Below are 25,007 nucleotides of genomic sequence, written 5' to 3'. Positions count from 1 at the left end.
AGGCTATTGGTCTGTTGTAAGAGCCATTGATGACCAATTTCATAGGTCCATTGTCATGCCTGATTCGACCACGCTGTCGCTGCCGTTCAACCCTGCCGGCATTGAACTCGACCGCCGCAAAGGCCTGAGCCGTCAGCTCTATCAGGCCTTGCGCCTGCGGGTGCTCGACGGGCGCCTGGCCAGCGGAACGCGCTTGCCGGCCAGTCGTGATCTGGCGGCAGCGCTGGCGATCTCCCGCAACAGTGTGGTGCGTGCCTACGATCAGCTGTATGCCGAAGGCTTCATCGAAGGGCGGGTCGGGGACGGGACTTATGTGGCGCAGTTGCCACAATCGACGAGACCGACGAAAAAACTATCCACAAAAGTATCCACAGGGTTGTCAACAGGCTTACCCACAGCCTTATCCACAAAAAAGGTCGATTTTACTGGTGATTTATCCAGCAAAGTTATCCACAGCGGTGCGATACAGCGGCTTGAACAGAACCATTTGCCGACGCCGCCGAGTGGTCCGCCACGGGCTTTCAGGGTGGGGGTTCCGGCGTTCGACCTGTTCCCGTTTGACGTCTGGGCCAAGCTGAACGCGGCGTTCTGGCGTAAGCCCGATTTGCAGCAACTGTGTTACGGCGACCCGGCGGGCGATGCACGGCTTCGCGGACTGATAGCTGCCTATTTGCGCAGTTCGCGCGGCATGCAGTGCTCCGCTGAGCAAATTGTGATCACCAGTGGCGCGCAACAGGGAATCAGCCTTTGTGCACAGTTGCTGGTGGAGCCTGGCGCAGGGGTAGGCATCGAGAATCCCGGCTATCGCGCAGCGGGTCATGCCTTCGCGCTGGCTGGTGGTCGATTGCATGGCATAGCAGTGGACGAAGAGGGCATCGACTGCGCTGCACTGGCGGCCGCCGAAGATTGCCGGGTGGCGTATGTCACGCCATCTCATCAATACCCGACCGGAGTGGTGATGAGCCTGGCGCGCCGTCTGGAATTGCTGGCCTGGGCCGAGCGCACCGGCGGCTGGATCGTCGAGGACGACTACGATGGCGAATATCGCTATACCGGCGCGCCACTGGCACCGTTGGCGGCACTCGATCGCCAGGGGCGCGTGCTGTACGTCGGCACTTTTGGCAAAGTCGCGTTTCCGGCGCTGCGTCTGGGCTATCTGGTCTTGCCGCCGGGGCTGGTTGAAGCTTTTGCGCAGCGGCGAGCGGTGGATGTCCGACATTCCGAAGTGAGCACTCAGGCAGTGATGGCCGAGTTCATGGCAGCCGGACACTTCCAGCGACACATCCGGCGGATGCGCCGGGCGGCGCTGAGCCGGCGTGACACCCTGTTGGCGGGGTGGCCTCGAGAGGTTCCCGGTATCGCCAGCTTGCCGAACGTCGCTGCAGGACTTCACTTGACTGTCGCTGTGGACTCTTTGGCTCGGGAGCAGGCGCTGGTCGAAAGTGCTGCCCGGGTTGATGTCGAGATCAATGCGCTGAGCCGTTACTGGCTGCGGGACTCAGACAAACCCCTGGACCAGCGAGCCGGACTGGTTCTGGGATTTGCAGCGGTGCCCGAGGCCGGCATCACAGCCGCTTTGGAGCGTCTGGAAAAGGTCTGGCGCTAATGCAGAGAATCGCTACATAACGGGCTCTCTCCATTTGATCTGATCAGTTTGCGGAAGCAGAGGGGCCTGGCCCTGACAAGAACAACGCCATGGCCAGACGTGGGCTGATTTCGCTGCGATAGATTGCAATCAGCTCACTGTTGGATGTCGCGCTCCGTAGATCGAATCCACCCCCCAGTCTGCGCTGTGAGGCCGTTTTCAGGTGGGCGGCGGTGAAGCTGCCGGCCGGTGCGTCGGATCTGGGGTAATGAAAATGCGCGTACCAAAGCACCGCGCCTGAACTTTCGGCTTTCTTGTCCGCCTTTTCGACCCGCTCGCGAATTTCATACTCTTCCAAAAAATCTTTCCTGTTCCCCTTGAGTGGTTTGCGGCCCGGTATCTTGACGATTTTCACCAGCCCCTCACCCTGCAGCCATTCAATCCTGGCAGCCGTCGGTGGTTGGCGCTTGATCATGCTGATGCGGGTCAGGCGTCCCTTTTTGATCAGTTGCGCTGCTCCTTCGCTGAGTTGCCTTGTCAGGGTGACGGCTGAATCAGGTCCCCCCTCGGTGGCGTTCAGATCGGTCAGTGCGTTTTCGAGTGCCTCGGCTGCCTCGCGCATCCGGGTAGCCTGCTGATTGAACATCTCCTCGATTTCCACCGGAATGCGTCCATCCCGCAGGGCGTGTGTTTCGGTTCGTCGAAGAAACTGCTCGAGTTGATCGATCAACGATCGACCCTTCTGGACACTGATGTCGAGACCGGGGCGTTCGGGGCCCGGCACCTGGACCGGTCGGGTAAGGTGCTCAACCCAGTTTCCGGGTGTCTTTTCGTGAAAAGTCGCGATCACTTTGCCGGTCAGAGGAGAGGTCACGTCGTACAGATCATTCTGTTTGCCGCCAGTGGAAGGGCGTCGAGTGCCGACGACTGTGCCTTTGAAGCGTGTCTTGATGATGCGTCTGGGCGTTGGAATGACTCTGTATGGACCAGGTGTCGGCTCGAATGCCCTGCGCTCATGCAACAGGGCCGCGAGTTGCTTCACGGCAGGTTCGTTGAAAGCCTCGACTCGCGCGCGCATGAGCTCCAGTGGTGGCTTGAGCAATTCAACAGGATATTCATCCGGAAGATCTGCGATGCGTTGGTCAAGGTTTGCAAATTGCTCGACCAGATCGCTCAAGGCATCGATCCGTTCAGGCAACGCGCGCGATTCGCTCTCTTCGGCCAGATCCAGAAAAGACTGGATGGTGAGTGCCGCATCTTCGACAACCCATTGCATTACCCTGCGCGCCGATGACGTGTCGATGGCGCTATCGTCGCTCAGGCACAGCTCCTGAGCCATGCTGACCTGGAACATTTTCAGGTCTTGCAGTTTGTATCTCGGTAACTGATTGTTGTATTCGCGAGCCACTTCGCTGGCTTCCTTGCCGAGTCGTGTCAATTCGTCGATTCGGGCCCTGGCAAATTCGATCCTGTCGATGAAACCCTGTGTCAGATCGCTGGTGCGCTGGTGGATCTGGCGGGGTGTCAGTCCGTCTTCCAGGTGTTCCTTGTCCAGCAATGCAAGGGACTGGCGCATACGTTCACCGTATTCGCGATTGCTGCGAACGAACCACTTCTGAGTCAGTGACAGCTGGCGATCCAGGCAGCTGACGATGACTGGGCGATAGTTGGAAATGGCTTCGAGGGCATTGTAGGTCTTGAGTTGCTCGATGTAGGTTCCATAAGCGTTCACTTGTGAATCCAGGAGGTCGGTCAGGGTTTGTTGATCGGTGTCGGTGGCCGATATTTCCGCCGCTTCCAGTTCTGTCTGCATGGCCAGCTTGCGGGCATCAAAGGTCTTGAGTTGTTGTTTCAACGCCTCCCTGCGTTGCTCGTTGGCACGCTGAAGGGCTGCGCGACGGCCACCGCCTCGCAACCGAAGTCGAGTGTCTATGAACCATTCGCCTTTCGCGGAATGAATGAGCAGCGGACCTTTTGCCAGCGGCATTTTGCGTGAGTCGACGATCTGTACATCTTCGTTATCGTTCAGCATCACTTCGAACCATCGCTCACCGACCTGCGCGTACCATTTTCGATTGAGCTCATGAAGATGCTGATGAGGGCCGCTGTCGCGCGAGGGTGTGTTCAGGCCAGCCGGTTTTTCAGTACTCAGTGCATCGAGTAGCGCCCCCAGACTTTTGGGTGTCAATGCGCCGAGTGCGTGCAGCGAGGACTCATGGGACGCCGGTGGCTGGCCGGATTGCCAATCAGGCAGGCGAGTCACTGTCGCCTTGGGGGATGGTGAGGCTTGGGGGAGGGGACGCGTGACTTCGCTTTTTTCGGTTTGCGGCGTGGGCGAACGGGGGCGAGCGGCCTGATGGGCGAGCACCATGCCCAGGCTCAGCAACAAATCCGTGAAGGCTGCCCAGGCTCCCTGGCTGTCATCGTTTTCCTTTGCATCGACGGCCTGCTGCAGGTCGTCCATGATTTGCCAGATCCAGGCAGCCGTGCCGACAGTGCGACCCAGAAAGGGCAGTGCGCCATTGAACAGCTTCCAGGCGCCTTGCTTCAGTGTTTCCCAGCGGGCTTCGGCGTTGGAGACCGACTGGCGGTCGGCCAGAGTGATCATCGCATCGGCATTCGCCTTGAATAGATAAGCGAAGATTTCGCCTTCCAGCAACTTTGTACTGAACGTCACGCTGGCCATTTTCCCCAGCAGCGAGCCGGGCTCGACCAGCCATTGTCCGATTGTCCAGACTGAAGGCAGTTCACCGGGGAACACGTATTGCGAGTAATTGAAACGAACATCATCCGGTAACCAGGCCAGGACCGATTGGCGAAGCGGCTTGTCGCGTTTGATCGCATACAGCAGATTCGCCTCACCCGGGTACTGCAATAACGGAGGGTCGAGCAGTGGCCGGTAAAGCAGACAAGGTCCTTTGGTCGCGAGTCGCGGACCGATCACAAACATGTTGGCGACGCTGTCTGCGGTGTTTTCAGGAGTGTTTCCATGAGTGAATGCCAGCGGGCGGATGATGATTTCCTGCCCGTCCACGCAGCGGTCCGCCGGGTTTTCCTGCATCACCGCAAGCACGTACTGGTAGCCGCGCTCATCAATGCCGGCCTGACCCCGGATCTTGAATTGCAGAGCCTGCAACGGCAGCTGAATCTGCAGATGGCGACCAAATAGGTTCTGCCGACGCAAGGTTTCCTGCGGATCGGAAAGCAGTTTTTGCCTGATCAGTGCGGGATAAGTTGCGCCCACGTCGATCCGGGCAACGAGCGTTTCCAGATAGGCAGGTGTCATCCATTCTGGCGTGGCGTCACCGTTTTTGTATTGCACCGTCTTGTTACCCACAGGAAGGGCTATCAGATTTTGCAGTGCAAGCTCCACCAGCGACAGGTTGAGGGTCTGTGTCTGGCCGGGCACGATGAACGTTCCGAGCACGATCAGGCTGGTGACGCGGATTTCGACATTCTCGAGTTTCAGAGCCGATGCCCCCGGCTGATCCTTGATCATCTGCTCGCGCAGTTTTTGCAGGGTAAACGCCTGCAGCGTCGGAATATCGTCGAGGAAGGATTTGCCGGCGTCCTGCTCGCGTAAATTGGCGAGGTCCATCAAATGCCTGCTATAGCGGGTAAGGTCCGCGCTCGATGCATTTTCCAGCCAGTCCGGGATCTGATTCTGAAGGTTGTCGAATAGAGGCGAAGGCCGTTCCCTGATGGTCGGGTTTCCGGGGGAAGCACGACCAGGAGGCAAAACAGCGGCAGCGTCATCGGTCATATTCAACTCACCGATAGCTTCGGTTTCCAACCCGATCAGCGCGCAGGCCTGATGGTGGAAAAAGTTGCCATCAGGTTCATACAGTCGCCACTGCAGGTCGTGTCGGGTTGGCAGACGTCCACCTAGTGCTTCGATGGAGTCGTAACGTCTGAATCCCTCGACAATGGAATGGGTGATTACAAAAGTACGGTCGCCCAGGGTTCCAACAAGGACGGCGACGTCCAGAATCCACGCGTGCCTGCTCGCTCCGTCAATGACACTGTCGCAATCGATCAGGCAGGCTCTGCTCAGGTACTTGTCCTTGGCGCGCCGTGTTACCCGGTCGGGTTGGTCGAACACCGCCCGTGCGATGGCTTTTTCGTCTTCGCTCCAGTCGAGCGCCGGATCAAGGTTCCAGATCGCCTGCAAAGACCGCGAGAGCTGATGCCAGCGTGGCGTTGAAGGGGTTGTTTCCTGGTTCCAGTAATCCAGCTGTTGCTGCTGCCAGGCATTGAAAAGCAGCGGGGCGAGCGAATTGAGCAGTCGACCGATCGCATCGATTTTTACTGCCAGATGAGGCCTGGACTCGTCGCCCGGATGCAGCGTCAGAAAGTGTTCACCGTCGATGTAGTTCACGACGGATTCTGCATAGGCGAGTTTCACCAGTACGCGGGTGAGAGACTCATACAGGTTGTTTCCAGGAACGACGCGATCTTCGGTGATGAGCCAGGTCGGCGTAACCACCATGGCCAGCATCGGATCGATCTTCAGCTGCGGATACAGTGCATCGAGTTCGGGCCTGAGAAAATGAGCGGCGACTTCATTGACCGAAGGGCCGGTGACCAGTTCGGTCAGTAGATCCAGTTCTTTCTGGTGAGGGATTTCGGGCATCGTAGTCTCCTGACTGTGAGGAACGCCGTGGAGGGCACAGCGATGAGTCGGGGGGAGACGTTAGCGGGCAGCGACAGCGGTTGTGCGGTAGATAAATATGGCCGTCAGAGAAAGACCCGCGCAGGCGCGGGTCATCCATGTTGTCAGGCATTGCCGGTCGGCAGTCAGGTACCGGACTTGATCTTGGTCCACGCCCGCGTCCGTGCCCGCTCCGCATCGCGCGGCAGCGGTTGCAGGGTGTACAGCGTATTCATCGCCGCATCGGTCGGGTACAGGTTCGGGTTATTGCGGATCGCCGGATCGACCTGCGCGGTGGCGTCCTTGTTCGGGTTCGGATAGCCGACAAAATCGCTGACCGGCGCGATCACCTGCGGTTGCAGCAGGTAGTTGATGAAGGTGTAGGCGTCCTGCGGGTTTTTCGCCCCTTTCGGGATGGCGAGCATGTCGAACCAGATCGGCGCGCCTTCCTTCGGCAGGCGCATGTCGACCACCACACCGTTCTTCGCCTCTTTGGCGCGGTTGGCGGCTTGCGAGAAGCTGCCTGAATAGCCGACCGCGACGCAGATGTCACCGTTGGCGATGTCGGCCATGTACTTGGACGAATGGAAGTAGGTCACGTACGGACGGATCTTCATCAGCAACGCTTCGGCCCTGGCGTAGTCCGCCGGGTTCTTGCTGTTGGGATCCAGGCCGAGGTGTTGCAGGGCCAGCGGCAGGATCTCCGACGGCGAATCGAGCAGGGCCACGCCGCACTGCTTGAGCTTGCTGATGTTCTCTTCCTTGAAGATCAGGTCCCAGCTGTCCACCGGCGCGTTGTCCCCCAGCGCTGCCTTGACCTTGGCCGGGTTGAAGCCGATCAGGATGGTGCCGTACATGTACGGCACGGCGAACTTGTTGCCCGGATCGTTGGCCTCGATCAGCTTCATCAGTTTCGGGTCAAGGTGATTCCAGTTCGGCAACTGGCTGCGATCCAGTGGCTGGAACACCCCGGCCTCGATCTGCTTGGCGAGGAACACGTTGGACGGCACCACCACGTCATAGCCGGAGTTGCCGGTCAGCAACTTGGCCTCCAGTGCTTCGTTGGTGTCGAAGATGTCGTAGACCAGTTTGGTCTGGCTGTTCTGCGCCTTGAAATCTTCCAGGGCCTTTGGGGTGATGTAGTCGAACCAGTTGTAGACGCGCAGGGTGCGTTCTTCGGCGTGTGCGGCGCCGCTCAGCAACGCTGCGCACAGCGCGGGTGCGATGAAGTGCTTGAGACTTTTCATGACTCGAAACCTTCCAGCACGTTCACCGCGTTGATGCCGATCTCTTCCACCGCGTAGCCGCCTTCCATGACGAACAAAGTCGGCTTGCCGAGGGCGGCGATGCGTTTGCCCATGGCCAGGTAGTCCGGGCTGTCGAGCTTGAACTGCGAGATCGGGTCGTCCTTGAAGGTGTCGACGCCCAGCGACACGACGATGATGTCGGCGCCGTAGTTGTCGATCTCCGCGCAGGCCTGATCCAGCGCCGCACTCCAGACATCCCAGCCGGAACCGGCCGGCAGCGGATAGTTGAAGTTGAAGCCTTCGCCGGCCCCTTCTCCGCGCTCATCTTCGTAGCCAAGGAAGAACGGAAATTCCGCTTCCGGGTGGCCGTGGATCGAGGTGAACAGCACGTCGCTGCGCTCGTAGAATATCGACTGGGTGCCGTTGCCGTGGTGGTAGTCGACGTCGAGGATCGCGACCTTCTTGTGGCCCTGATCAAGGAATGCCTGGGCGGCGATGGCAGCGTTGTTGAGGTAGCAATAACCGCCCATCAAATCGCCGGCGGCGTGGTGTCCCGGTGGACGGCACAGGGCGAAAGCGCCACGGGCGCCGCGCTGGATTTCCGCTTGGGCGGTCAGCGCCACTTGCGCCGCGCTGTACGCCGCTTGCCAGGTGCCGGCGGTGATCGGCGCGCCGCCGTCGAAGCTGTAATAACCGAGCTGGCCGTGCAGGCTGGTGGGTTTGACCTGACGCAGGGTGCGCGCGGGCCAGGTGTAAGGCAGCAAATCGCCGTCGGTGTTGAATTCGGTCCAGCGCGCCCAGGCGCCTTTGAAGAAGTCGAGGTAGTCGCGGCTGTGGATGCGCTCGATCGGCCCGAGGCCGAAATCCTTCGGCGCCTCGACCGGGCCGAGGTTTTGGTTTTTTACCCGTTGCAGCACGTGGTCGGCACGGGACGGCATCTCGAAGCAAGGCTTGAGCTGGCCGTCGATCAATTCGCAGCGGCCATGGTGCAGGTGATGATCGTCAGAGTAGATCGTCAGCATTTGTTGTTCTCCGCAGGGGCTGATTCGGTTGGCTCCAGTGTTGCGGCGCGGGGCGAATCGGAGAACGGCCAGAGAGGCCAAAAGGGGATCGATGTGGCCAAAAATACTGACCTGATATCGCCCCTCGACGGTTTAACCGTGTGGACGGAACTGACTCGGCGCCACGCCGCTCCAGCGCACGAAGGCATGGCGGAAGCTTGCGGTCTCGCTGAAGCCGAGGGTTTCGGCGATGCGGTAGATCGGCAGTTGATCTTCGCAAAGCATCTGCTTGGCCCGCTCGAAACGCAGTTCGTCGAGCAGTTCCTGATAGCTGCAACCCATGTCTTTCAGATGCCGACGCAAGGTGCGCGGCGAGCAGTTCATCTGCTGCGCCAGACCTTCCAGCCCCGGCGCGGCATTGAGTTGGGCGGTCAGCAACTGACGGATCCGCCCGAGCCACGCCTGACGGCCAGTGAACTCGGTGTTCTGCTTGCGGCAGCGTTCGGCCATGGCTTGATGGGTGATGATGTCGGCCAGCGGCAGCGGTTGATCGAGCCAGCGCCGGTCGAAGGCGAAGGCGTTGTCCTTGGCGCCGAAATGCAGGGGCGCCTTGAAGTGTTCGGCGTAACTGTCGCGGTAATCCGGCGCGGCGTGTTCGAAGCGGGTGGCGAGCAGTGGCAGCGGATGACCGAGCAGGTCGTCGCAGATGACTTTCAGCGACACCAGGCAGAACTCGGCATTGAACACCGCCATCGCCGGGCTCTCGCGGTAATCGGCGGCGACAAACCAGACGCGCTGGCCGTCGTCCTCCAGGCTCAGCTCGAAAAGTGTTCCCAGCAGCGCCGGATAACGGATCGCCAGGCGCAAAGCGTCACCGAAGGTGGCACAGGTCAGCAGCGCGTAACCGAGGATGCCGTAGCAGGAAACGTGCATGCGCCGGCCCAGTTCCAGGCCGATGTCATGCTTGAGCGCGACTGCGTTGGCGCAGACCTGCATCTCCTGATTGGTGGTGATGCGGGTGTCGGCCCGGCTCAGATCCGCCGCGCTGATGCCGCTGCCGGCGAGCAGTGCTTCGCTGGACAAGCCTTCAGACTTGAACGTGTTGAGGATCAGCGAGACCGCATTGAGCGTGGTGAGGTGGGAGTGGAGCATAGGATCTTCCAGCCTTGAGGTGCTGGAAACGGCAGCAAGTTGCATGCCGGGCCGTGGGAGCAGAGCAGCTCCCACAGCCGGTTGCGATCAGCTGAGCTCGCCGCACAGGTCGAGTTCGACCAGACGCCGCACTTCAGCCGTCTCAAGACCTGCCCCCAGCAAAGCATTCAACTTGCCGAACGCCGCCTCACGAGTCATGCCGCCACCGGACAACACACCGACGCCACGCAAGCGGCTGCCCGCTTCGTAGATATCCAGTTCCACACCGCCTTCATGGCACTGCGTAACCGCAACTACCACTACGCCCTTATCCCGCGCCCGGCCGAGGCTGGCGAGGAACTCCGGGTTGTCGCTCGGCCCGGTACCGCTGCCGTAGCACTCCAGCACCAGACCCTGAATGCCGCTGTCGAGCAGGCCGTCGATGATCTCGGCGCCGATGCCCGGGAATAGCGGCAACACGGCAACTTTGGCCAGTTGCTTGGGCTGGTTGTAGTTCAGCGCTGCCGGCAGGGACGTGGCTTTCACACCGCCGCCCTGACGCTCCAGGCGCTTGAACGGGTGACGTCCGAAGCTGCGCACTTTCGCACAGCGGGTCGGAGCGAGCAGCTCGCCGTGGAAGTAAAGATGCACACCCGGTGCCAGGCCGTGGCCGAGGGCAACCAGCGCGCCGCTGAGGTTTTCCCAGGCGTCGCTGTCGGTGACGCCGGCCGGCAGCATCGAACCGGTGAAGCACACGCGGGCATGCAGGCCGAGCAGCTGGAAGCTCATGGCGGCGGCGCTGTAGGCCAGGGTGTCGGTGCCGTGGAGGATCAGCACGCTATCGCAGCCTTGCACATCGACGGCGTCGACGACGGCTTCGCGCAGTTGCTGCCAGTAGGCCGGGGTCATGTTGGCGCTGTCGATCAGCGGCGACATCTCGCGAAAGCGCCACTGCGGTACGACCAGTTCAGGCTGGCTGTGCAGGTAGTCGCGCATCCGCGCTTCGAAACCGGAGGCCGGGGCCAGGCCGTTGGCGCTGGCCTGCATGCCGATGGTGCCACCGGTGTACAGCACCATGACGTGCTGGGCGGCAGGGTAGGAATTGGCAATCATCTGAAGGTCTCCACAAGAGATGACATGTGGGAGCGGGCTTGCTCGCGAATGCGGTGTGTCAGCTAAAGATGTTTCGACTGATTCACCGTCTTCGCGAGCAAGCCCGCTCCCACAGGTAATGCATTGCACTTTAACTGACGGGCGCAGGGGATGCGCCCGTCATTCACCCATCAGCGTTGCGCTGCAGGGATGCCTTGCGTCTGAGCGTCAGCCTTGGCAGCAGTCGACGGGCTGGTTGGCCAGGCCTTCAGGTCCAGGTCCAGATCGGCAAATTTGCTGGAGTCGAACACAGGCTGGTCGACGCCGGCGCGGCGCTGTTCGTCGTAGTCGCGCATCACACGCATGCCGACCTTGAACAGCAGGGCCAGGGCCACCAGGTTGACGAACGCCAGGCAGGTCATGGTGATGTCGGCGAAGGCGAACACGGTCGACAGGTCCTGCATCGAACCCCAGACCACCAGCGCCAGCACCAGACCACGGAAGGTCATCAGCGCAACGCGGTTGCGGGTGAGGAATTGCAGGCTGTTCTCGCCCAGGTAGTAGTTGTAGAGGATGCAAGTGAAGACGAACAGCGACAGCGCGACGCTGACGAACATGCGGCCCCAGTCACCGACCACGGCGGCCAGCGAGTTCTGGGTCAGGACGATGCCGTCACCTTCGAAGCCCGGGGTGTAGAAGCCCGACAGCAGGATCAGCAGCGCGGTGCAGGTGCAGATTACGAAGGTGTCGAGGAACACGCTGAACGCCTGAACCACGCCCTGGGCGCCCGGGTGCTTCACGGCCGCCACGGCGGCGACGTTCGGCGCACTGCCCAGGCCCGCTTCGTTGGCGAACACGCCACGCTTCACGCCCATGACAATCGCGCTGCCGAGCAGGCCGCCGAAGGCCGGGTCGAGACCGAAGGCGCTCTTGAAGATGGTGACCAGCATGGCCGGTACGTGTTCGATCTGGGTGCCGATCACGTACAGGGTCACGGCGATATAGGCCAGGGTCTTGACCGGTACCAGCAGGTCGGACACCGAGGCGATGCGCTTGATGCCACCGATGAAGGTGATGGCCAGCAGCACCGCCAGGACGATGCCGGTGTGTTGCGGGTCAAACGCAAAGGCGTTCTGCAGCGAGTGGGTCACGGTGTAGGACTGCAGGCCGATGAAGGCGAAGCCGTAGGTGACCAGCAGCAGGATCGAGAACACCACCGCCATGCCCTTGAGCTTCAGGCCGTGCTGGATGTAGTAGGCCGGACCACCACGGTACAGACCATCACCATCGGCACGCTTGTAGACCTGGGCCAAAGTACATTCGAAGAAGCTGCTGGACATGCCGACCAGTGCGGTTACCCACATCCAGAACACCGCACCCGGACCACCCAGGGTCACGGCGATGCCGACACCGGCGATGTTGCCTGCACCGACGCGGCCGGCGAGGCTGAGCATCAGGGCCTGGAACGAGCTGAGTTGACCGGCGCTGCCTTTGAGGCTGTCGCGGAACACCGCGAACATGTGGAAGAAGTGGCGCAATTGAACGAAACGCGAGCGAATCGTGAAGTAGCTACCGAGCCCGACAATGAGCACGATCAGTACTTTCCCTGAGAGGAAGTCGTTGATGACTTCGAGCATGGATTTTTCCTCGCTGTTTATTGTGTAAGCAAATGCTGGATGGTCGGAAACATCGCGTTACACCGGTGTGCGCGCGGCACAACGGGCGAGGCGAGGGTTTCGTCCCGGATCCATATCGCGGGTTTGTTATTAGTTCGGGTTTCGCATGGGTTATGGCCTCGTTACCGACGACCGCTCACGCGAAGAGGGGCGGCACTATACCGATCAGTGCGGCGCCCGTCTGCACGGTTGTGGTGCAAGCGACGAAACGAAGCTTTGAAACACCCGACGTTACCGGCGTCGGGCTCTTGTGGGAGCGAGCCTGCTCGCGATGCAGACGCTGCGGTTCAACAGGCAAACCGCGTAATCGTTTATCGCGAGCAGGCTCGCTCCCACAGAAGACGATTTTGCTACTCAATAGTTAAAAAAAAGGGCTTGGAGAATGATCCCCAAGCCCTCAAAAGGTGAGAGGTGTCTAGTCCCTCGACCTGGTGAGCGGTGCTACAAGTAACGCGTCGGATCAGGCCTTCAGAGGCACCAGACGCGGAGCAATCATGTTTTCCGGGCGCAGGATGTCGGCGAGCATGGCGTCGTCGAGCAGACCTTCTTCGCGCACCAGTTCCAGCACGCCACGGCCGCTTTCAAGGGCGATACGGGCGATGCGGGTGGCGTTTTTGTAGCCGATGTACGGGTTCAGTGCGGTGACCAGACCGATCGAGTGTTCGACCAGTTCGCGGCAGCGCGCTTCGTTGGCGGTGATGCCGACGATGCAGTGCTCGCGCAGCATGTCCATGGCGCGCTGCAGCAAGCGGATCGAGTCAAGGATCTTGAAGGCGATCAGCGGCTCCATCACGTTCAGTTGCAGTTGGCCGCCTTCGGCTGCCATGGTCAGCGCCAGATCGTTACCGATAACCTGGAACGCAACCTGGTTCACGGCTTCCGGGATCACCGGGTTGACCTTGCCTGGCATGATCGAGCTGCCTGGCTGACGCGCCGGCAGGTTGATTTCGTTGATGCCGGTGCGTGGGCCGCTGGACAGCAGGCGCAGGTCGTTGCAGATCTTCGACAGCTTGACCGCGGTGCGCTTGAGCATGCCGGAGAACAGCACGAAGGCGCCCATGTCGGAGGTGGCTTCGATCAGGTCGGCAGCCGGAACCAGCGGTTGACCGCTGATCAGGGCCAGACGCTGTACGGCCAGGGCCTGGTAGCGTGGGTCGGCGTTGATGCCGGTACCGATCGCGGTGCCGCCCAGGTTCACTTCGGTCAGGACTTCCGGGGCCAGCGTCTTCAGACGGGCCAGGTCTTCGCCCATGGTGGTGGCGAAAGCACGGAACTCTTGACCCAGGGTCATCGGAACGGCGTCTTGCAGCTGGGTACGACCCATCTTCAGGACGTGGTTGAACTCTTCACCCTTGGCCGCGAACGCCTGAATCAGGCTGTCGAGGCTGGCCAGCAGCGCGTCGTGACCCAGCAGCAGACCCAGGCGGATCGCGGTCGGGTAGGCGTCGTTGGTCGACTGCGCCATGTTCACGTCGTCGTTCGGGTGCAGGTACTGGTACTCGCCTTTCTGGTGACCCATCGCTTCCAGCGCGATGTTGGCGATCACTTCGTTGGCGTTCATGTTGGTGGAGGTACCGGCGCCACCTTGAATCATGTCGACCACGAACTCTTCGTGGAAATCACCGCGGATCAGACGTGCACAGGCTTCGCTGATGGCAGCGTGCTTGGCTTCGCTCAGGTGACCCAGCTCACGGTTGGCGTCAGCGGCGGCCTGTTTGACCATCGCCAGACCGACAACCAGCTTCGGGTAGTGCGAAATCGGAACGCCTGAGAGGCGGAAGTTGTTCACCGCTCGCAGGGTCTGGATGCCGTAATACGCTTGAGCAGGGACTTCGAGGGAGCCAAGCAGATCGTTTTCTGTGCGGAAAGATGCAGCGGAGGACATGATGGAAATCATCTCGATATGGACCCGGTCTGTGCCGGAACGCTGCGAATGCTAGGCTTGTGGGAATTTTTGGGCCAATGCTGTTAAACACTGCCCTATGCACATTCGGCATAATGCCCGTGTGACGCCGCGTGCGCGGCAGACGTGTGACCTGTTTTGGTGCGTGTCCGGGAGGACGTGATGAATCTGGAAAGCAAATGGCTCGAGGACTTCAGTGCCCTGGCCGCCACCCGCAGCTTCTCGCAGGCAGCCGAACGGCGCTTCGTGACCCAGCCGGCCTTCAGTCGGCGGATCCGCAGCCTGGAAGCCGCGCTCGGACTGACGCTGGTCAACCGCTCACGCACGCCGGTCGAGCTGACGGCAGCGGGGCAACTGTTTCTGGTGACCGCGCGCACTGTGGTTGAACAGCTCGGCGAGGTGCTGCGCCATTTGCATCACCTGGAAGGCGGGCAGGGTGAAGTGATCCAGGTGGCGGCGGCGCACTCGCTGGCGCTGGGTTTCTTCCCGCGCTGGATCGCACAACTGCGCAACGAAGGCCTGAACATCGCCACGCGGCTGGTGGCGACTAACGTCGGCGATGCCGTGCACGCTTTGCGTGAGGGTGGCTGCGATCTGATGCTCGCGTTCTACGACCCGGACGCAGCGATGCAGATGGACCCGGAAATTTTCCCGTCACTGCACCTGGGCCAGACCGAAATGCTTCCGGTGTGTGCGGCGGATGCCAATGGCAAGCCGTTGTTCGATCTGGAAGGTGAGCACAGTGTGCCGCTCCTCGCCTATAGCGCCGGAGCCTTCCTCGGACGTTCGGTGAACGGTTTGCTGCGCCAGCGACAGCTGCGCTTCACCACGATCTATGAAACAGCCATGGCCGACAGCCTTAAAAGCATGGCGCTGGAAGGCCTCGGCATTGCCTGGGTGCCGCAATTGAGCGTGCGCGCCGAACTGGCCCGGGGCGAACTGGTGGTCTGCGGCGGCCCGCAATGGCATGTACCGCTGGAGATTCGCCTGTACCGCTGCGCGCTGGTGCGCAAGGCCAACGTGCGGTTGTTGTGGCGCAAGCTTGAAGGCGGTGCTGCACAATCTTCCTGAATGCGCTGGCGCTGACCTTTGAGTCAATAAAACCGGGGCTTTGGCTCATTTGACAGATGGTCGCCATGGGGGCTGTTTATTGCTTTCTTTGCGGTATACTGCGCGGCCTTCGGCCGGTTCGTCCGGCCATTTTTCCTACAACAAGCCACGCAATCTGCGTGGCTTGTTGTTTTTGACGCGCCTGCGGGCGCCCAGAGAGAAGAGGCGCGACGATGAGTGCACTGGTTGGCGTGATCATGGGCTCCAAGTCCGATTGGTCCACCCTTAGCCACACCGCCGATATGCTGGAAAAGCTCGGCATCCCGTACGAGGTCAAGGTGGTTTCTGCCCACCGCACCCCGGATCTGCTGTTCCAGTACGCTGAAGAGGCCGAAGGCCGCGGCATCGAGGTGATCATCGCCGGTGCCGGTGGCGCGGCCCACCTGCCAGGCATGTGTGCGGCCAAGACCCACCTGCCGGTGCTGGGCGTGCCGGTGCAGTCGGCCATGCTGTCGGGCGTCGACTCGCTGCTGTCGATCGTGCAGATGCCGGCCGGCATTCCGGTTGCCACCCTGGCCATCGGCAAGGCCGGTGCGATCAACGCCGCGCTGCTGTCGGCGAGCATCCTGGGCGCCAAGCATCCACAATTCCACGCGGTACTGAAGACCTTCCGTGCCGAGCAGACGGACAGCGTCCTGGACAATCCAGACCCACGTATTGCCTGAGGTTGTTGAGATGAAGATCGGTGTAATCGGTGGCGGCCAGTTGGGTCGCATGTTGGCCCTGGCGGGCACCCCGCTGGGCATGAACTTCGCTTTCCTCGACCCTGCGCCGGACGCTTGCGCCGCTGCGCTGGGCGAACACCTGCGGGCCGATTACGGCGATCAGGATCATCTGCGTCAACTGGCCGATGAAGTCGATCTGGTGACCTTCGAGTTCGAAAGCGTCCCGGCGGAAACCGTGGCCTTCCTTTCGCAGTTCGTGCCGGTCTACCCGAGCGCCGAAGCTCTGCGCATCGCTCGTGACCGCTGGTTCGAGAAGAGCATGTTCAAAGACCTGGGGATTCCGACCCCGGCGTTCGCCGACATCCAGTCGCAAGCCGATCTGGACGCCGCTGTCGCTTCGATCGGCCTGCCTGCCGTTTTGAAAACCCGCACCCTGGGTTACGACGGCAAGGGTCAGAAAGTCCTGCGCAAGCCGGAAGACGTGGTCGATACCTTCGCCGAACTCGGCAGCGTGCCTTGCCTGCTGGAAGGCTTCGTGCCGTTCACCGGCGAAGTGTCGCTGATCGCCGTACGTGCCCGCGATGGCGAGACGAAGTTCTATCCACTGGTGCACAACACCCACGACAGCGGCATCCTCAAGCTTTCGGTCGCCAGTTCCGATCACCCGCTGCAGGCCCTGGCTGAAGACTACTCCAGCCGCGTCCTCAAGCAGCTGGACTATGTCGGCGTGATGGCGTTCGAGTTCTTTGAAGTCGACGGTGGCCTCAAGGCCAACGAAATCGCCCCGCGGGTGCACAACTCCGGGCACTGGACCACCGAAGGCGCCGAGTGCAGCCAGTTCGAAAACCACCTGCGGGCCGTTGCCGGTCTGCCGCTGGGTTCGACGGCCAAGGTCGGCGAGAGCGCGATGCTCAACTTCATCGGCGTCGTGCCTCCGGTCGAGAAGGTCATCGCCATCGACGATTGCCATCTGCATCACTACGGCAAGGCCTTCAAGGCCGGGCGCAAGGTCGGTCACGCCAACCTGCGTTGCAAGGACAAGGCGACCCTCGAACAGCAGATCCTCAAGGTCGAGGCGCTGATCGCCGAGTAACGAGAGTTTCATCTGGCAGCGGCGGAACCATTAAGGGCCGCCGTTCTCTGATGGCAGGATGCCAAAGTCTGACTAGGCTTTCGCATATCGACCAATTTCAGAGGGAAATGCCATGGGAATTATCGGAACCATCTTTATCGGCCTGATCGTCGGCCTGCTGGCACGGTTCCTCAAGCCGGGCGATGACAGCATGGGCTGGATCATGACCATCCTGCTGGGTATCGGCGGTTCGCTGGCAGCCACCTACGGCGGCCAGGCCCTGGGCATTTATCAGGCAGGTCAGGGCGCCGGCTTCTTCGGTGCGCTGGTGGGCGCGATCATCCTGCTGGTGATCTACGGCCTGATCAAAAAGAACTGATCCAAAGCGACAAAGCCCTCTCTGCCAAACCGGTGGAGAGGGCTAGAATGCTCGGCGATTTACTGTTTCCTTTTTCCTACGAGCATCTTCATGCGCCGTCTTCTGTTGACTCTCCTTTTGCTGGGCAGCGGTCTGGCCCACGCCGGCGAACTGCCGGAAACCGACTGGCTGGAACTGATGCCCAAGTCGGATCAGAAAGCCCTCGAGGCCATGCCTGAAATCGACCACAACTCTCCGGAAGCCACCGGCACCTTCACCCAGAAAGGCGGGATGAAGCAGGCCAAGGGCTTGCCGGCGGTGATGTACTCGACCAAGACCGTGGCGTCGATGAACGACAAACACATCCGTATCGGTGGTTACCCGGTGCCGCTGGAGTCGGACGCGAAGGGCCGCAGCACGCTGTTTTTCCTCGTGCCGTACCCGGGCGCCTGCATCCACGTGCCGCCACCGCCACCGAATCAACTCGTGCTGGTGCGCTACCCCAAGGGTTTGAAGCTGGACGACATCTACACGCCGCTTTGGGTGACCGGCACGCTGAAGATCGAAAAGGTCAGCAATGACCTGGCCGATGCGGCCTATGCGCTGGAAGCGGACAAGGTGCGGGTGGTGCAGGAGTCCGATCTCTAATAGTTACCCCCAAAACAACTGTGGGAGCGAGCCTGCTCGCGAAAGCGGTGTATCAGACACTAAAAGGGTGGCTGACATAACGCATTCGCGAGCAGGCTCGCTCCCACATTTTGTTTTACGGTACTGGTTAAAGTGGCTTGCTGCCGACGCTGACACCCATGGTGTGGCTGGCATCCGGCGCGAGGGTCACGATGTCATCCATCACGTTCGCGGTCTCGATGCACAGCATCCGCTGCCAGCCGTCGTTGTCCATGTCGCTGAACGCGGCGGCGCGGTCGATCCACGGGTTCCAGATGACTGCCGTGCGTGAGCCGGTAGCGGTCAGCGCGATGCGCCGCTCCCAGGCCGGATCGACGATGCTCAGTTGCGGCGGAGCGTCGAGGTAGATGCGGTCGGTTTCCCCGGCAAAACGCAGGTCGCCTTGCTGGGTGTGCGTCTTCCAGTCATCCAGGGTCTCGATGTAGCTCAGGCCGTCCACGCCTTCGACGCGCACGTTGCGCACATCGCTGACGGCGAAATAGCTGTGCAGCGCCTGGCTGATGCTGACGGTGTCGGTACCGCGATTGTGGCTGGTCAGGCTGATGTGCAGATGATCGTCGAGGCGCAGGGTCAGGGTCAGGTCGACCTGATGCGGCCAGCCCGGAAAGCCGCCTTCGGGGTAGGGCAGAGTGAACTCGACCTTCAGGCTTTCGCCCTCGGTTTCGATACCGCCCAGCTCCCAATCCATCGCCCGGACAAACCCGTGAGCGGTGGCCGGCTCTTCGCTGACTCGCATCGCCTGCACGCTCTGCGGGTTGCGGGCGAAGACACCGAACCACGGCCAGCACACCGGCACGCCAGCGCGGATGCTCTTGCCGGCCTTGAACACCGCCTTGTCGTTCAGCCAGATCAGTGGCGGCTGGCCGTCCACCTGATAACTGAGGATGTGCGCGCCTTGCTGGGCCACCAGCACTTCGGCCTGACCGTGGCGGATGCGCCAGCAGTTCAGTTCATCCAGTTTCACGGCTTCAACGATGGGCGTGTTCATGGGACAACTCTCGAATCAGCAACTTGGGACGACTATCGACCTTGAAACGGCCGCGAGGTTTAACGTGCGCGTGGCGGAACCGAACGGGTGCGACCGCTGCCATCGATGGCCACGAACACGAACACCGCTTCGGTCACTTTACGCCACTCGCTGGACAGCGGGTCGTCGCTCCACACCTCGACCATCATCTGGATCGAGCTGCGGCCGATTTCCAGGGTCTGGGTATAGAAGGACAATTGCGCACCGACGGCCACCGGCACCAGGAACGCCATGCGGTCAATGGCAACGGTCGCGACACGGCCACCGGCGACGCGGCTGGCCATTGCAGTGCCGGCCAGGTCCATCTGCGCTACCAGCCAGCCGCCGAAAATATCGCCGAAGCCATTGGTTTCGCGGGGAAGCGCGGTGATTTGCAGGGCCAGGTCGCCTTGCGGGATCGGATCTTCTTGTTCGAGCTCTATCATGCCGGGGGTGCCTCTGACCCGTGACTCTTCGTTGGGTATTGCTGGTGGTAGCCGTCTTCAGGAAAAACGATTCAGCACCGAACATACTACGTTCGTCACGTTTTCCATAAGGCAACTGAAGGGGAAACTCTGCGAAACCGGCTGGTTCAACGCGATAAGGCGGCCAGCAACGTTTTCGCACAGCAACCCCTTACAAGCCGGAGCAGGATTGCGAGTATATCGGTCGGTAGACTCCGCGACGACCATCCGGTTCTCATTTCGACCGTCAAATACGCGCCTCTATGTGCTTTTTCGAACAATTTGCTATGGTGCCGAACCTGCCCGAGCCACAGCCAGCGTTGTTGTGGCGGCAGATCCGACTATAAGAGAAGACCTTGCCATGACCACAGCGCCCTCGAGCATCGCGCAGCCGGACCAACCCGCACGACCCTTGACCCGCAATGACTACAAGACTCTGTCGCTATCGGCCCTGGGCGGTGCGCTGGAGTTTTACGATTTCATCATTTTCGTGTTCTTTGCCACCGTGGTCGGCAAATTGTTCTTCCCCGCCGACATGCCCGAGTGGCTGCGCCTGATGCAAACCTTCGGCATCTTTGCCGCCGGCTACCTCGCGCGGCCGCTGGGCGGGATCGTGATGGCGCACTTCGGCGACCTGCTGGGGCGCAAGAAGATGTTCACCCTGAGCATCTTCATGATGGCCGTGCCGACCCTGATCATGGGTCTGCTGCCGACCTATGCGCAGATCGGCATGTGGGCGCCGATCCTGCTGCTGTTGATGCGCGTGATCCAGGGCGCGGCGATTGGCGGTGAAGTGCCAGGGGCATGGGTCTTCGTTTCCGAACACGTGCCCGGAAAGCATGTCGGCTATGCCTGCGGCACCCTGACCAGCGGCCTGACGGCGGGCATCCTGCTGGGTTCGCTGGTCGCCACCGCGATCAACAGCATTTATACGCCGGTGGAAGTTTCGGACTACGCCTGGCGGATTCCGTTCCTGCTCGGCGGCGTGTTCGGCCTGTTCTCGGTCTACCTGCGCCGCTGGCTGCACGAAACCCCGGTATTCGCTGAACTGCAACAGCGCAAGGCACTGGCCGAAGAAGTGCCGCTGCGCGCAGTGCTGCGTGACCATCGCGGGGCCATCGCAGTCTCGATGCTGCTGACCTGGTTGCTGTCCGCCGGCATCGTCGTGGTGATCCTGATGACCCCGACCGTGCTGCAGACGGTCTATCACTTCTCGCCAACGATGGCGCTGCAATCCAACAGCCTGGCCATCGTCTTCCTGAGCCTGGGCTGCATCATTTCCGGCGCACTGGCGGATCGCTTCGGCGCCGGTCGTGTGTTTGTGTTCGGCTGCCTGGGTTTGCTGGCCAGCTCCTGGACGTTCTATCACAGCCTCGCCGATCACCCGGACTGGCTGTTCCCGCTGTATGCGCTGACCGGTTTCCTGGTCGGCACCATCGGTGCGGTGCCGTACGTGATGGTCAAGGCGTTCCCGCCGGTGGTGCGCTTCAGCGGTCTGTCCTTCTCTTATAACGTCGCCTACGCCATTTTCGGCGGCCTGACCCCGATGGTGGTCAGCCTGCTGCTGAAAGAAAGTGCGATGGGGCCTGCCTACTATGTGGCGGTGCTGTGCGGGATGGGGATTCTGGTCGGCGCCTGGCTGTGGAGCAAGGGCCGCTGACCCGCAATTCTCTTCGCTGATACCGGCCCCATCGCGAGCAGGCTCGCTCCCACACTGGAATGCATTTCAACTGTGGGAGCGAGCCTGCTCGCGATTTGGGCCGCCCGTATCATTCGGTAAAACCTCAATGCTGGCCTTTCATCCAATTGTCATATTTCAGCCATAGAGTGTTCACACGGCCTGCTGATACTTGGCCCCGACTTAACACCCCCTATCTGCTAGGAGTAAGGCATGAAACTGAAGCGTTTGATGGCGGCAATGACTTTTGTCGCTGCTGGCGTTGCGACCGCCAACGCGTTCGCCGCTGTTGACCCGTCGATCCCGAGCTACACCAAGACCACTGGTGTGTCGGGCAACCTGTCCAGCGTCGGCTCCGATACCCTGGCCAACCTCATGACCTTGTGGGCCGAGAACTACAAAAAAGAATACCCGAACGTAAACATCCAGATTCAGGCCGCTGGCTCCGCCACCGCGCCACCTGCGCTGACCGAAGGCACCTCCAACCTGGGCCCGATGAGCCGCAAGATGAAGGACACCGAACTGGCGGCCTTCGAACAGAAATACGGCTACAAGCCAACCGCTATCCCGGTTGCCGTGGACGCCCTGGCTGTCTTCGTGCACAAGGACAACCCGATCCAGCACCTGACCATGGAACAGGTTGACGCAATCTTCTCGTCCACTCGTCTGTGCGGCGCCAAGGCCGACGTCAAAACCTGGGGCGACCTGGGCGTGACCGGCGACCTGGCCAACAAGCCGGTTCAACTGTTCGGCCGTAACTCGGTATCCGGCACCTACGGCTACTTCAAGGAAGAAGCCCTGTGCAAAGGCGACTACAAGCCTAACGTCAACGAACAACCAGGTTCGGCTTCGGTCGTGCAGTCGATCAGCTCCTCGCTGAACGGCATCGGTTACTCGGGCATCGGCTACAAGACCGCCAGCGTGAAAACCGTTGCTCTGTCGAAGAAAGGCAGCACCGAGTTCATCGAAGACAGCGAAGAAAACGCCCTGAACGGCAAGTACCCACTGTCCCGCTTCCTGTACGTGTACGTGAACAAGGCCCCGAACAAGCCTCTGGCCCCGCTGGAAGCCGAGTTCGTGAAACTGGTTCTGTCGAAACAGGGCCAGGAAGTGGTAGTGAAAGACGGCTACATCCCGCTGCCGGCCAAGGTTGCTGCAAAAGCACTGGCTGACCTGGGTCTGCAGGAAGGCGGCGCTGAAGTCGCAAAAAAGTAACAAACTGAGTCAGGGGTGAACCCCGCCTGACTCCCGTGTGGGGCCCGGCCCGCAAGCGGCCCGGCCCCACACTCCCCGAATTCTTTTATCCACTGCCAGTGCCCTGCTGGCGGCGGATTTGGTGCGTCACTGCATTGTCATCTTTCTGTCATACAGGATCGCTAGGGTGTGCGCATGAATGATCTGGCCAATTCCAAAATGACTACGAACCCTCCCAAGCGCATTGATTTCAATACGCCTGAGTTGCAACGCAAGCGCCGCATTCGCGCGCTCAAGGATCGCTTCACCCGTTGGTACGTCCTCGTCGGCGGTCTGGCGGTGCTGGCAGCCATCACCCTGATCTTCTTCTTCCTCGCCTACGTCGTCGCGCCACTGTTCAAGGGCGCTGACCTGACTGCGAAAGACGCTATCACCCCGGCCTGGATGCAGGACGCCGGCAAGCCACTGATGATTTCGCTCGAAGAGCAGAATCAGGTGGCCATGCGCGTTTCCGACAAGGGCCAGGCGCTGTTCTTCGATATCGACAGTGGCGCTGAATTGAAGCGCGTCGATCTGCCGTTGCCGGCAGGCGCCAGTGTGACCTCCATCGGTGAAGACCAGCCGGGCCATCCGCTGGTGGTCGTGGGCATGTCCAACGGTCAGGCGCTGGTGTTCCGTCACACTTATAAAGTCAGCTACCCGGAAGGCAAGAAAACCATCACCCCGGCGATCGAGTTCCCGTACGGCGAAGCGCCGATTGCGCTGAACGAGAGCGGCGGTGCGCTGGAGCACGTCAGCCTCAACGCCACCGACTCGACCCTGATGCTGGTCGGCTCCACCGGTTCGCAACTCAATGTGCTGTCGCTGACCAGCGAAGAAAACATGATGACCGGCGAAGTCACCAACGAGCAGAAGCGTATCGATCTGCCGCAGATGACCGAGCCAGTGAAAAACATCTTCGTCGACCCGCGCCAGCAATGGCTGTACGTGGTCAACGGTCGCGCGCAGGCCGACGTGTTCAGCCTGCGCGACAAGAGCCTCAACGGTCGCTACAAACTGCTGGAAAACGCTGACGCGCAAGTCACTGCCGCCACTCAACTGGTAGGCGGCATCTCGCTGATCGTCGGCGACTCCACCGGTGGCCTGGCCCAGTGGTTCATGGCCCGTGACACCGATGGCGAGCTGCGCCTGAAGCAAATCCGCACCTTCCAGATGGGCAAGACGCCGATCGTTGAAATCACCGCCGAAGAGCGCCGCAAGGGCTTCGTTGCCCTGGATGCTTCCGGCAAGCTCGGCGTGTTCCACAGCACCGCGCACCGCACCTTGCTGGTCGATCAGGTGGTCGAAGGCCAGGGCCTGTTCGGTCTGTCGCCACGGGCCAACCGTGTGATCGTCGAAGCCGGCGGCAAGCTGCAACCGCTGCTGCTCGACAATCCGCACCCGGAAGTGTCGTGGAGCGCGCTGTGGAGCAAGGTCTGGTACGAGAACTACGACGAGCCTAAATACGTCTGGCAATCGACTGCGGCCAACACCGATTTCGAACCGAAACTGAGCTTGTCGCCTCTGACCTTCGGTACCCTGAAAGCCGCGTTCTACGCGATGCTGCTGGCTGCGCCGCTGGCGGTTGCCGCTGCGATCTACACCGCGTACTTCATGGCCCCGGGCATGCGCCGCAAGGTCAAACCGGTGATCGAACTGATGGAAGCGATGCCGACGGTGATCCTCGGCTTCTTCGCCGGCCTGTTCCTCGCGCCGTATGTGGAAGGGCATCTGCCGGGCATCTTCAGCCTGCTGATGCTGCTGCCGATCGGCATTCTGGTCGCCGGTTTCACCTTCAGCCGCCTGCCTGAATCGATCCGCCTGAAAGTCCCGGACGGTTGGGAAAGTGCGCTGCTGATCCCGGTGATCCTGTTCGTGGGCTGGCTGTCGCTGTACATGAGCCCGTTCATGGAGAACTGGTTCTTCGGCGGTGACATGCGCATGTGGATCTCCCACGACCTGGGCATCACCTACGACCAGCGCAACGCTCTGGTGGTCGGTCTGGCCATGGGCTTCGCGGTGATCCCGAACATCTACTCGATCGCCGAAGACGCCGTGTTCAGCGTGCCGCGCGGCCTGACCCTGGGCTCGCTGGCCCTCGGTGCCACACCGTGGCAGACCATGACTCGCGTAGTGATCCTGACCGCCAGCCCGGGCATCTTCTCGGCCCTGATGATCGGCATGGGCCGTGCAGTCGGCGAGACCATGATCGTGCTGATGGCCACCGGCAACACCCCGGTCATGGAAATGAACCTGTTCGAAGGCCTGCGCACCCTGGCGGCCAACGTCGCGGTGGAAATGCCGGAGTCGGAAGTCGGCGGCAGCCACTACCGCGTGCTGTTCCTTTCGGCGCTGGTGCTGCTGCTGTTCACCTTCGTCATGAACACCCTCGCGGAACTGATTCGTCAGCGTCTGCGCAAGAAATACTCGTCGCTTTAAGAAAGGTAG

The 25,007-nt window shown here is 61.0% G+C and carries 18 protein-coding genes; 9 read left to right on the top strand and 9 right to left on the bottom strand.

Annotated features, from left to right (window positions below):
- The first annotated feature begins 55 nt into the window (after positions 1–55).
- Positions 56–1,606 (top strand): PLP-dependent aminotransferase family protein, encoded by a 1,551-nt coding sequence (locus DXT77_RS05220; protein ID WP_119426855.1) that lies wholly within the window; start codon positions 56–58, stop codon positions 1,604–1,606.
- A gap of 43 nt (positions 1,607–1,649) precedes the next feature.
- Here DXT77_RS05220 and DXT77_RS05215 read toward each other — a convergent pair whose 3' ends face one another.
- The 7 genes from DXT77_RS05215 to aspA form a co-directional block, all read right to left on the bottom strand.
- Complete coding sequence (locus tag DXT77_RS05215) at positions 1,650–6,218, bottom strand: hypothetical protein (RefSeq protein ID WP_119426854.1); 4,569 nt, start codon at positions 6,216–6,218, stop codon at positions 1,650–1,652.
- A gap of 164 nt (positions 6,219–6,382) precedes the next feature.
- The gene (locus DXT77_RS05210) at positions 6,383–7,483 is read right to left on the bottom strand and encodes a polyamine ABC transporter substrate-binding protein (RefSeq protein ID WP_119426853.1); all 1,101 of its coding nucleotides are present in this window, start codon (positions 7,481–7,483) and stop codon (positions 6,383–6,385) included.
- Positions 7,480–8,505: a histone deacetylase family protein gene (locus DXT77_RS05205; protein ID WP_114886422.1), complete on the bottom strand. Its 1,026-nt coding sequence runs from the start codon at positions 8,503–8,505 to the stop codon at positions 7,480–7,482. Before DXT77_RS05205 ends, DXT77_RS05210 begins: the two co-directional genes overlap by 4 nt.
- Before the next feature lie 132 nt (positions 8,506–8,637).
- Complete coding sequence (locus DXT77_RS05200; protein ID WP_119426852.1) at positions 8,638–9,636, bottom strand: AraC family transcriptional regulator; 999 nt, start codon at positions 9,634–9,636, stop codon at positions 8,638–8,640.
- Positions 9,637–9,723: 87 nt separating this feature from the next.
- The gene (locus tag DXT77_RS05195) at positions 9,724–10,728 is read right to left on the bottom strand and encodes an asparaginase (RefSeq protein WP_119426851.1); all 1,005 of its coding nucleotides are present in this window, start codon (positions 10,726–10,728) and stop codon (positions 9,724–9,726) included.
- Between the two features lie 170 nt (positions 10,729–10,898).
- Positions 10,899–12,344: a sodium:alanine symporter family protein gene (locus DXT77_RS05190; protein ID WP_119426850.1), complete on the bottom strand. Its 1,446-nt coding sequence runs from the start codon at positions 12,342–12,344 to the stop codon at positions 10,899–10,901.
- 499 nt (positions 12,345–12,843) lie between these two features.
- Complete coding sequence (gene aspA, locus DXT77_RS05185) at positions 12,844–14,268, bottom strand: aspartate ammonia-lyase (protein WP_085708808.1); 1,425 nt, start codon at positions 14,266–14,268, stop codon at positions 12,844–12,846.
- Between the two features lie 180 nt (positions 14,269–14,448).
- On the opposite strand from aspA, the gene DXT77_RS05180 reads away from it, so the two are divergent.
- From DXT77_RS05180 to DXT77_RS05160, 5 genes are all read left to right on the top strand, one after another.
- Positions 14,449–15,357 carry a LysR substrate-binding domain-containing protein gene (locus DXT77_RS05180; RefSeq protein WP_119426849.1) on the top strand — a complete coding sequence of 303 codons (909 nt, stop codon included), beginning with the start codon at positions 14,449–14,451 and terminating at the stop codon, positions 15,355–15,357.
- 212 nt (positions 15,358–15,569) lie between these two features.
- The gene (gene purE, locus DXT77_RS05175) at positions 15,570–16,061 is read left to right on the top strand and encodes a 5-(carboxyamino)imidazole ribonucleotide mutase (protein WP_007954291.1); all 492 of its coding nucleotides are present in this window, start codon (positions 15,570–15,572) and stop codon (positions 16,059–16,061) included.
- 10 nt (positions 16,062–16,071) lie between these two features.
- Positions 16,072–17,154: a 5-(carboxyamino)imidazole ribonucleotide synthase gene (locus tag DXT77_RS05170; protein ID WP_114886417.1), complete on the top strand. Its 1,083-nt coding sequence runs from the start codon at positions 16,072–16,074 to the stop codon at positions 17,152–17,154.
- Between the two features lie 112 nt (positions 17,155–17,266).
- Positions 17,267–17,512 (top strand): GlsB/YeaQ/YmgE family stress response membrane protein, encoded by a 246-nt coding sequence (locus DXT77_RS05165; RefSeq protein ID WP_065260866.1) that lies wholly within the window; start codon positions 17,267–17,269, stop codon positions 17,510–17,512.
- A gap of 90 nt (positions 17,513–17,602) precedes the next feature.
- Complete coding sequence (locus DXT77_RS05160; RefSeq protein ID WP_064379774.1) at positions 17,603–18,139, top strand: DUF3299 domain-containing protein; 537 nt, start codon at positions 17,603–17,605, stop codon at positions 18,137–18,139.
- Positions 18,140–18,266: 127 nt separating this feature from the next.
- Here DXT77_RS05160 and DXT77_RS05155 read toward each other — a convergent pair whose 3' ends face one another.
- The gene (locus DXT77_RS05155) at positions 18,267–19,166 is read right to left on the bottom strand and encodes a D-hexose-6-phosphate mutarotase (RefSeq protein ID WP_119426848.1); all 900 of its coding nucleotides are present in this window, start codon (positions 19,164–19,166) and stop codon (positions 18,267–18,269) included.
- 59 nt (positions 19,167–19,225) lie between these two features.
- Entirely contained in the window at positions 19,226–19,630 is a 405-nt protein-coding gene (locus tag DXT77_RS05150) for an acyl-CoA thioesterase (protein WP_003229628.1), read from the bottom strand.
- A gap of 379 nt (positions 19,631–20,009) precedes the next feature.
- On the opposite strand from DXT77_RS05150, the gene DXT77_RS05145 reads away from it, so the two are divergent.
- From DXT77_RS05145 to DXT77_RS05135, 3 genes are all read left to right on the top strand, one after another.
- Positions 20,010–21,308 carry an MFS transporter gene (locus DXT77_RS05145; RefSeq protein ID WP_119426847.1) on the top strand — a complete coding sequence of 433 codons (1,299 nt, stop codon included), beginning with the start codon at positions 20,010–20,012 and terminating at the stop codon, positions 21,306–21,308.
- Between the two features lie 231 nt (positions 21,309–21,539).
- Complete coding sequence (locus DXT77_RS05140) at positions 21,540–22,541, top strand: phosphate ABC transporter substrate-binding protein PstS (RefSeq protein ID WP_085708814.1); 1,002 nt, start codon at positions 21,540–21,542, stop codon at positions 22,539–22,541.
- Positions 22,542–22,715: 174 nt separating this feature from the next.
- Positions 22,716–24,998, top strand: coding sequence for an ABC transporter permease subunit (locus DXT77_RS05135; RefSeq protein ID WP_119426846.1), 2,283 nt, complete (start codon positions 22,716–22,718; stop codon positions 24,996–24,998).
- The last annotated feature ends 9 nt before the right edge of the window (positions 24,999–25,007 follow it).

The sequence above is a fragment of the Pseudomonas sp. 91RF genome, from assembly GCF_003576265.1.
GTDB lineage: Bacteria > Pseudomonadota > Gammaproteobacteria > Pseudomonadales > Pseudomonadaceae > Aquipseudomonas > Aquipseudomonas kribbensis.
Note: the sequence above shows the minus strand (reverse complement) of the source record. Positions and strands in the feature narration are given on the sequence as shown.